The organism is Roseomonas chloroacetimidivorans, assembly GCF_049629625.1.
Taxonomy (GTDB): Bacteria; Pseudomonadota; Alphaproteobacteria; order Acetobacterales; family Acetobacteraceae; genus Roseomonas; species Roseomonas chloroacetimidivorans.
On sequence record NZ_JBNBZS010000251.1, the window covers coordinates 1 to 1,733 of the forward strand.

General features: G+C 65.8%; 3 protein-coding genes and 1 pseudogene. All 4 read left to right on the forward strand.

Annotated elements, in window-relative coordinates; translation table 11 throughout:
- On the forward strand, positions 1 to 290 hold a 290-nt coding region (locus ACO1BU_RS37150), incomplete at its 5' end, for a DUF308 domain-containing protein (RefSeq protein ID WP_424140870.1).
- A 187-nt stretch (positions 291 to 477) separates the two neighbouring features.
- Positions 478 to 951: a hypothetical protein gene (locus ACO1BU_RS37155; RefSeq protein ID WP_424140871.1), complete on the forward strand. Its 474-nt coding sequence runs from the start codon at positions 478 to 480 to the stop codon at positions 949 to 951.
- 375 nt (positions 952 to 1,326) lie between these two features.
- A pseudogene (locus ACO1BU_RS37160) lies at positions 1,327 to 1,494 on the forward strand (IS5/IS1182 family transposase); the annotation flags it as partial.
- Between the two features lie 38 nt (positions 1,495 to 1,532).
- Positions 1,533 to 1,733: hypothetical protein (locus ACO1BU_RS37165; protein ID WP_424140476.1), on the forward strand; the 201-nt coding region annotated here is incomplete at its 3' end.

Consider the following 1,733-nt stretch of genomic DNA (forward strand, 5'->3'; position numbering starts at 1 on the left):
TTCTGGGGCTTGCTGGTCTTGTTTCGCTCCTTTGGGGCGTGCTGCTGGCCTGCGCTCCGGCGACAGGGGCTCTCGTCATGACAGCCTGGCTCGGGGCCTACGCTCTGCTCTTTGGCGCTGCGTTGCTTGCGCTGGCCTTCCAGCTCAGGCGGCAGGCGAATGCCACGTCCGAGAGGCAATCCCGTGGGCTCGCTGTACCTCCGGTGTGGCCACAAGCGCCTGCCGCGGCTAACCGCCCGGTGGCCGGCTGGCGCTTCGTCTACAGATACCGCAGGATCTCCTGGCGCTGAGAACGGCGCGGTGGGAGACGGCAGAACGGCGCCGTCTCCCGTCCATCTCTCCGCCGAATGGTTGCAGGAGCATTCGATCCGGTGTGGCCTCGCCTCCATCAACTGCCTGATTTCCTGAGAGATCGCAGCAGCTTCCCCTGACCCAGCCGCGCCCCGTCCGCTGCGGCACAACCGTGGAGAATAGGCGATGACGACCTGGACGCGCGTGACCGACCCTGACGTGGCCGCAACTTTGCTGCCTGCCTGGTTCGCGGCGCGTATGATGGGAGCCCGTGGATTCTATGGCTTCCTGCTCACAACCGGGGACGTCGTGCGCGTGAGCCGGGTCATCGCGGTCCACGTCGCGTCCGATGGGCCAATCCTGATCGACGTGCTGCTCGATCATGCAGGCGTTCCGGGTGGGGTAGATACGGCGTGGCAGCCAAAGCACTTCCTCGGTGCACCGGTCCCTGGCGCAAACCTGGCGACGCTCAATCTTGCTCAGGTGGCTATCGCGGTGGAGTTCACAGCTGCCGAAATCGTCGAGGCAGCGCATGACGCCAGCGACACTGCAGCGGCCGCAGACCAGGTCGAAGTGCCTGCCACGATCGAGGCAACGGCGGTGCGTTATGTTGCCCCGGTGCCTCCGACGGAGGTCAGCGGATCTCAGACCGCCTCCTAACGGGTGGGGAAATTGCGGACGCAATAGCGAAGCCAGGGTCTTGAATGGCGGCGCTACCTGTATACCTCGCTCGCAGGTCGAATGCTCAACCGAGGTCGACCGCGCTTTCTACCATGTTGCTCAGATGAGGATGTGGCGATGAGGGTGAGGAGATTCTGTCGTCCGTTGCTCAAGGCTCTGGCGGCTGCCATCCTTGCGAGCATCTTGGTGCTCCCGTCTGCCGCGCACGCTTTCTGGCGGGGTGGCGTTTTCTTTGGGTTTCCACTGGTCGTTGTTGGACCTCCCGTCCACCTTGGTGCATGGATCGGGTTTGAAGCCGACCCAGGGTAGGTCAGGTGCGGGGCGAGGCCCCGCCACCGGACAGGGACGCCCTGCTTGCCTTTCAAAGCCCATCAGGATCGTCGGCATCGCATTCCAAAGCAGCGGCACCGGGTCGCGAATTGGCCGGCCTACGAGGCCGGCCTGCGCGCCCGCGGCAGCCTGATCGTGTGGTTCTCCGAAGCCGCGATCGAGGCCTGGAGGGCGGCGCCGCGCACGACCCGCGTAAGCGTCAGCCCTCAGCGGCCTTGAGGTGACGGGTCATGCCTGCCGAGATGGCGGGCATGACGGACGAAGCTGAAGTGTTGGAAGCGCTCGGAGCGGATCCTTCCGACGATCGGAAGGGCGCTTTGCGAGCGCGCGCGGATCGGGGCGTCCAGGTCGAGGTGCGACCGGTGCGGCGGCGAGAGTGGCCTGATGCGGACAAGGTGCGGGTGGTCCGCGAGAGCCTGCAGCCGGGTGCG

Coding starts and splice junctions, on each gene's coding strand:
- ACO1BU_RS37155 (WP_424140871.1), top strand. CDS start 478: ATGACGACCTGGACGCGCGTGACCGACCCTGACGTGGCCGCAACTTTG.